Origin of the sequence: Polaribacter sp., from assembly GCF_024639685.1 — a bacterium.
Classification (GTDB): domain Bacteria; phylum Bacteroidota; class Bacteroidia; order Flavobacteriales; family Flavobacteriaceae; genus Polaribacter.
Genome location: NZ_JAHEHX010000011.1, coordinates 1 through 7,103, shown reverse-complemented (window position 1 = coordinate 7,103; position 7,103 = coordinate 1). Strand labels below are relative to the sequence as shown.

General features: G+C 34.6%; 6 protein-coding genes. All 6 read right to left on the bottom strand.

The genetic code is table 11. The features are described 5' to 3' along the window. Positions 1–446 (bottom strand): ArsR family transcriptional regulator (locus Q0L44_RS04870; protein WP_296636041.1); only part of this gene is annotated, 446 nt, incomplete at its 3' end. 67 nt (positions 447–513) lie between these two features. Further along, positions 514–1,392, bottom strand: coding sequence for a hypothetical protein (locus Q0L44_RS04865; protein ID WP_296636038.1), 879 nt, complete (start codon positions 1,390–1,392; stop codon positions 514–516). Next, positions 1,385–2,638: an O-antigen ligase family protein gene (locus Q0L44_RS04860; protein WP_296636035.1), complete on the bottom strand. Its 1,254-nt coding sequence runs from the start codon at positions 2,636–2,638 to the stop codon at positions 1,385–1,387. The genes Q0L44_RS04865 and Q0L44_RS04860 overlap by 8 nt, the downstream gene beginning before the upstream one ends. Before the next feature lie 53 nt (positions 2,639–2,691). After that, on the bottom strand, positions 2,692–5,457 hold the full coding sequence (locus tag Q0L44_RS04855) for a hypothetical protein (protein WP_296636032.1): 2,766 nt from the start codon (positions 5,455–5,457) through the stop codon (positions 2,692–2,694). Between the two features lie 403 nt (positions 5,458–5,860). After that, a complete protein-coding gene (locus Q0L44_RS04850; RefSeq protein ID WP_296636029.1) occupies positions 5,861–6,868 on the bottom strand; it encodes a type IX secretion system membrane protein PorP/SprF in 1,008 nt (335 codons plus the stop codon). After that, positions 6,868–7,103, bottom strand: a 236-nt coding sequence (locus Q0L44_RS04845; RefSeq protein ID WP_296636027.1) for a hypothetical protein, incomplete at its 5' end; no start/stop codon positions are given. The genes Q0L44_RS04850 and Q0L44_RS04845, both read right to left, overlap by 1 nt.

Below are 7,103 nucleotides of genomic sequence, written 5' to 3'. Positions count from 1 at the left end.
ACCTTTCTGGAAATGAGCTTTTCTAGCTTTTCTTCTAGATTTCTTACGTAGGAAGTATTTAAATCCTGACCTACTATGATTATTTCTATTTTGCCACTATCTATTCCTTTGGCATAATTACCAATGAGAATGATTTGTTCCACGTCTCCCATTCGCTCTAGGACAATCTCTACAGCGTCTTCAAGCCCCAGGTGCTTAAGTATTACCTTTTGGAGCACAGAGAACATTGGGTGCTTTGTATTAGCCTTGTATTGTATTTTATTATTGAATTTTTCTTTTTGAAGATAACCAGCGTCATGCAGGTGGTTCAGTTCTTTACGGATGGCGTTAGTAGATTCACCCATCTCCGTGGCTAGACCATTTAAATAACCTCGATTGGCCTGTGATACAAAGAATTTTATCAACAGGCGCAATCTTGTTTTTGAGGTTATTAATTCACCTAGCACTTACTAATTATTTGATTACTTAATTTCAAGTAATAAAAGTACTTAATTTAAGGTGGGAAATAAAATATTAATCAACTTTTTTAAAAAAAGATTCAGGCTGATTAGATTTTGGATCATATTTTATGGTTAGCGTTTTCAACGAATCTGAAAATCTTACTAAAAGAGAGGTTATTTTGTAATTTCTATCTGATAATGAAAATAAATTTAAACTATCATTGGATTTAGCGACAAAATAACTGGTGTCATTAAATTTTGCTAAATCTTTAGAAGTATCAAATTCTATAAAATTATCTTCATAAGTGATTTTACCATCTTCATATTCGTGAATCTGTTGCCAACGCCCTTTAAGATTAGCATACTCTATGTGAGACTCATCTGGATAGTTTTTAATTAAGTATTTAACTTTAGCGAATGCATAATACTTTATAAACATATCTCCATATTTAGTTCTATCTCTAAATATGTCTTCTATACTTTCATAAGCACTTAAAATACCTAAGGTATCACCTTTAAAAGCTAAACTTTGATTGTACATTTTGTAATTGTCTATTGATTTAGGCCATAAGTCAAAAGCTTTTTTTGAATAATATAATGCACTATCTATATTACCCATACTATAATAGTAACGTCCTAAAACAAAATCTGAATAACCCAAGTATGGGTTTGCTTGAGTTGCTTTAGTTGACAGATACTTAACCTCTGATCTTAATCTAGGATCTTGCAAATAATAAGCTAATCTTAAGCCATCAATAGGAATGGCTGAGGCAGAAATATTAGGGAAATAGGAAAAATTCTCGTTGAATTGCTCTGCAGTTCTAATTTGTAAAGAGGGGTTTTTCTCAAAGCGCAATTTATATAAGCCCCTAAAGGTTTTTAAGACAGAAGCTGAGATCACAAAACAACAAAGGGCTACAATAAATAAAAATAAATGTAAATATTTATTCATTTGCCTGAAATCTATGATTAAACAGAAATAGTGAAAAGAACAGAGCGAAATTTAACTGGATAATTGTTCTTTCTAATGGAAAATTTAAAAAAGCATCAACAAAATATATAATAAAAAAAGAGAGAATTAATAGATTGTAGCTTGATTTGAGGTCAAACTTCAGAATAGATTTAATTGAAACATAAAAAATAAAAATAAAAATACTGAAATAAACCAAACCACCTAGAACACCTAACTCTGTTGATAATTCAAGAAAATCATTATGAGCATGATATGGAACAATGAAATCGGATAATTCAGTTTTCCAATATGGTGCAGATTCAATTTTCCAATTACCTATTCCAGATCCAAAAAAAGGATTTTCAAAAATATAATTAAGAGCATTATCCCAAAGCAAAAATCTATGATTACTTGATTTAGCATTTAGTTGAATGGAATTTACCTCGGAAACAATTGAAACATCAGGTGAATTGTAAAAAAGGATAAACGTAAAAATATAAAAAGATAATGACAATGAAGCGATAATTAAAAACGTATGAAATAGCTTTTTACGAGAATCAAAGAAATAATAAAGAAGAGTTAAAAACAAAACAGCAGACAAAGAAAGAAATGTAGCTCTAGAATTTAGCAAAAAAATGGTAATAAAAAATAGAATAAAGAAAGGAAAATATAAAATAGAGATATGGGATTTACTTTTAAAAAAGTAATAAAGAGATATAGGAAACTTCATACATATAAAAGCAGCCATAATATTTTTGTTACCAGAAAAACCTCTAAAAAGTGATTCTGTATAAATGGATTGAAAACTAACAATTGAAAATGTATTTACAGTGAAGTATTCAACAACGTAATAATAAATGAAGAACAAATCAATAATAAGCGTGGACAAAAAAGTAATTAGCAAATACTGCAACTTTACATATGGAAGAAATAAAAGAGTGTAAATAACGGTAAGAAAAATAGAAAAAATCCTCGCAAGATCAACAAGTGATACATTAAGATTATTAGAATAAAATAATGATATAAATACTAAAAAAAGAAATAATAAATAAAGAAAAAAAACTGGTAAATCTTTATAAGTAGCTATAGTTTGGAAAGGATTCTTATTAAATAATACAAGAAAATAAACTAGATTAAGAGCTGACAAATAAAACCAGTGAGCTCCTATAATATCAATTGAATCAAGCCTTGGAAAATAAGGTATACATAACAAACAAAAAAAATATAAAGCAGCTAAATATTTCATAAAAAAAGACCCTCCTAATGGAGGGTCTAATTTAATAAATAATTACTTAAACATTACATCCAAGATGTAAGATTAACAGTTTTAGTTCCTGTTAACACAGCGGATGAACCAGCTGTTGCTTTTGAGAAATCAGCTTGAATATTAGTTTGAGAATCTGTTAAAGTTGTTCCTGCAACTAATTCAGTTAAAGCGATACCTGAAGCAGTAGACATACTAGCTGTCTCAGCTCTATTAAGGTTAGCAGCATTAATTGCATAAGTATCATTTTGAACTGTTATTCTCCAACCCTTAGAATCTACTTTAGTGTCTTGTCTAATAGTGTTAGACAATTCTAAATAAGAAGTTAAAGAAGCAGCTACAGAGTAAGCTGGGAAACTAAAGTTAGGAAATGATCCAGTGTAGTTATAGTTAGTTTGACCATCAATTAAAGGAGTAACAACAACTTTTGGACCAGATGCAGTTGCAGCAGACCAAGTGTCTGATGCGTCACCAGCATTAATAGCTCTTGCGATAGCAGATGCTAAATCATCATCATTGTTTGACTCAACAGTTCCTACCTGAGTTCCATCAAAAGTGAAAGTTAATGTTTTTCCAGCAGCACCTGCAGTTGCAGATAAAGAACCGTCAAGATACATATTGATGTCGTAAGTAGATGTTCTACCCCAATCGTTAACAATGCTTACTGTATAGTCTGCACCGTTATTATCAATTTGTGATTGTAACTCAGCCTCTACAGCAGAAGCCCAAGTCGTGATATCTGAAGCAACATAACCAGTAATAGCACCAGTGTTCGCTGTAGTAAAGTTATATTTAGCTAACTCAGTACCATTTGGATTAACAGCAATAAATTCATTAGCATCAAATGCTGAACCAGCAACTAAAGAATAAGTATTCTTTTGTTTTAGCGCTGCAACAGCTGCTGTAGATACAGTACCTGCGGCAATGTCCACAATGTTTATTGGATCGTTTTCAGCTGACCATGTCTGTTCAGCAGATGCAGCTGTATTAGTTGCAAGCTCAACGGTACCAGTATAATCAGCACCTAAATGATCTTTTACATTTGCAACGTCATCAATAGTTACTTTAGACGCTCCTGCTGCTGCTGCAACATTAGCTGAAATATAAGTTTTCATTGCTGTCAAACCTGATGCGGTTGTTACTTTACCAGCAACTGCAGGTAATGTACCTGTTGGAGATGGTAATTGAATTAAAGATGCAGCTAGAGCATTTCCAGTAATTGAAATTGAAGCAGTACTTCCTAATGCTTTTCCATCAGTTTTAGTTCCTAAAGAATTTAACGCTGCAAAAGATAGTGTTTCAAGCGCTGGATTTGAAGATATTGTTAAAGTAGAAATATCATCTAAACTATCTGCAGTTATGCTTTCGATATTTTCATTTCCTGTTACTACTAATGATCCTGCAGAAATAGCTCTTACTTTAGAAGTATGACCTAGAGTTAAAGAAGTTAATGCATCATTATTATTAACAGTTAATGCATGTGTTGATCCAGTTATTGTAAATGAAGTTAAATCAGTAGCTCCGTCTACATCAACTGAAGTACTTGAACCACCGACAATTAAAGTCTCAAGATTACCATTTGCAGCACCAGTATCAAATGAAGGGAATTTTAAAATTTTATCATCCGCAGTAGATGTTGCGTCATCACCATCAAGACCAATGTAATGAAAATACGTCGCTTTTGGAGCCCAAGTATTTAAATTGATAGTAACTTGACCCGTAATGCTTGGTAAAACAACTTTAGTTGCTTTTGCAAATGCAGAAGAATTAGCACCTTTCCAAACAGGGAAATTTGGTTCTAAAACAGAATCCATAATCAATTTACCACCTGTTATTAACGGTGCAACCACTTCAGATGCTCCACTAACAGTAATAACTTTACCTGATTCAGGATTATTAGTAGCAGTTGTAGTAGTAACGAAAGAATCTAAATTAACTTTACCACTTTTAACAGAAATTGTTAAATCAGAAGCGTATCTAGTTAAAGATGATAAATCTAATGATGTTGCTTTGGTAAAAGTAAGATTAGACAACGTTGTAACAGTTTCTAAGTTTGGAACACTTACGCTTGTAACACCAGTGTTGTCTTTAATATCCAAAGTAGTAGCAGAAGATAATGCAGGCAAACTCACAGGAGCTTTTTGATCAATAGTTACTACAGCACCGGCTGTCAAATTAGTGAATTCACCAAAAGAAGTTATTCCAGTTTCTGTAGCAGTATATGTAACATTTCCTGTTACTGATCTAAATTTAGCCATTACACCAGCCAATTTTGCAGCATCCATATCTTTAGACTGAGTAATTACAACAGCTGCGTTTACAATATTTACTTTGTCACCCAAAGCAACTGCAAAATCTAATTCAGAGTTAGTTGTAATAGATATAGCCGTTGAGTAAATGTTGTTAGAAGCTAACAAATCATCTAAGTCAGCTTGAACAGCAGCTAAAGAAGTAGACAAAGCAGCAACTTCAGCAGCAGTAGCAGCAGAAGCTAAGCTAGTTTGTAAATCAGCAACTGCGTCAGCCAATGAAGTTAAACCAGCTTGTAATGCAGCCTGAGTTGACTCTAGACCAGAGATGTCAGTTGCAGGAGTTACAGGGATGTTAGCAATAGCAGTCTGTAAAGATGCTACTGTTCCTTGTAATGCAGTTAAACCTGAAGATAAAGAAGAGAATCCTTCAATTTGAGACTTCAATGTATTAATCTGTGTGTTAAGATCATCGAATTGATCATCGTAGTTTGTACATGATGACAAAACCACCATGGACGAAATTAATAAGTAAGAAAATAGTTTTTTCATGTTTGAAATGTTAAATAAGTAATTAAGTGTTGAATTTAAAGTGTAATTCTTTTGATTTAAAATCTGATTAGTAATTCGTTTTTGGTTCATAGTCGTTAAATAAATGCGTGTACAATGCAATTTGGAAACATCTATACCGTGCAAAAGTGTGAAACTAACCGCTGGCCGTTTTCACTTTTTCGACGAAATACCGGATATCTATAGACGAGTGGCATTAAACCGTCGGCTAGAGAAACAGTAGTTTCGCTGTATAAAATTTCTAAATAAGGCGGTACACCCTATTAACAGTCAAATTTACAACTTTATTTATCATAATGAAATATTTTATGAATTAATAGTGCTAAACAACTGATTGTTACTATTTACGTCAATAATTTTATGAAAGGCCTCTTGGCTATAAAGGCTAGTAAAACCTACTAAAATCTTTTCGGTTTCTGACCCTGTAAGGAGAGAGGTCAAAGTTTACGAAGATTTCAAAGGCGTTGGGAGTAGCGAATTGGCTGTTGCCCAATGGAATGCTGTAATTAAAGCCTATGTCTAAAGCGTCTAGTTTCATACCCGCAGAGAAGCCTACTTGGAATAGATTGGCGCCGTTCAGGCCAGAGACATGTTCGTTTATGCCCAGTACCAAATTGGCCATAGTCAGCTCCTGATACAAGTCTAGGCGGGTGTTGGGGCCCTGCTTGCTAAAGTTTTGGAACAAGTAGAGGTAGGAGTAATTCGGTAGGCGGCCTTGTTGGTAGCGGTTCAGGTTTATCTCATAGCCAAATTGAGCGCTTATAAGCATGTTTAGATTAATCACACGCTCTGAGAGCTCAGAAGATATTTTGGGCTGGTTTAAATGGCGAATAGAGAGTCCTAAAGACATATTGTAGTCGTTGTGTGCCATGAATGAGGCGCCAAAGTCTATATAGCCCATATTATCTGTGGCCACAATAGGGTCAGAGGTCTGGGTATTTACCTGTCCAGAGAGAATGTCTATTTGGTCTGAGAAAATAAGGCTGCCATAGTCAAAGTTGTAGCCGCTAAAGCCAGCCGTAACCCCAGGGTAAAAATACCAGTTGTTTTCTAGTTGGAGTTTGTAAATATAGCTCAGGCGGGCATTGGAATGGTTGTAGCCCGAGTTGTCTAGCTTGGTGTTCATGTATTCCAGTCCCAATTGAAAGTCGTAGTCTTCAAAGAAGGTGGTGGCGTAGGCGTATTGGTGCTGAGAGACATTGTTGGCCTGAGCGTTCACAAATTCACTCACCACCCCAATTTTAGCAGGGTCTTTAAAGCCAAAGTAACTAGCGTTGGCAAAATGAGGCAGGCTGCTCAGGTTGTGAATAAAGCGGTCCTGTCCTTGGAGGCGGGCGCTCAAAGCGGTGGCCAAAAGGAAAAGCAGCAGGTATGTATTTTTTCTAAATAACATTATCTCAGTAAGGTAGCCTCCCCAGCGGTTTTAATTTCTTGTTCGTCATGGGTCATGGCCGTAAAGCTATACCTAAAAGTTTTAAAGGTGTAGGGTTTTCCAGAAGGGTATTCACCATTCCAGCCCCAAAGGGTTTCTGTAGGAAGGCTGTCTACCGTGCTAGTGTAGAGCAGGTTCCCCCACATATCAAATATCTCTAAGGTAAAGGCGGTAATTCCAGTGTATTTGGCCTGGA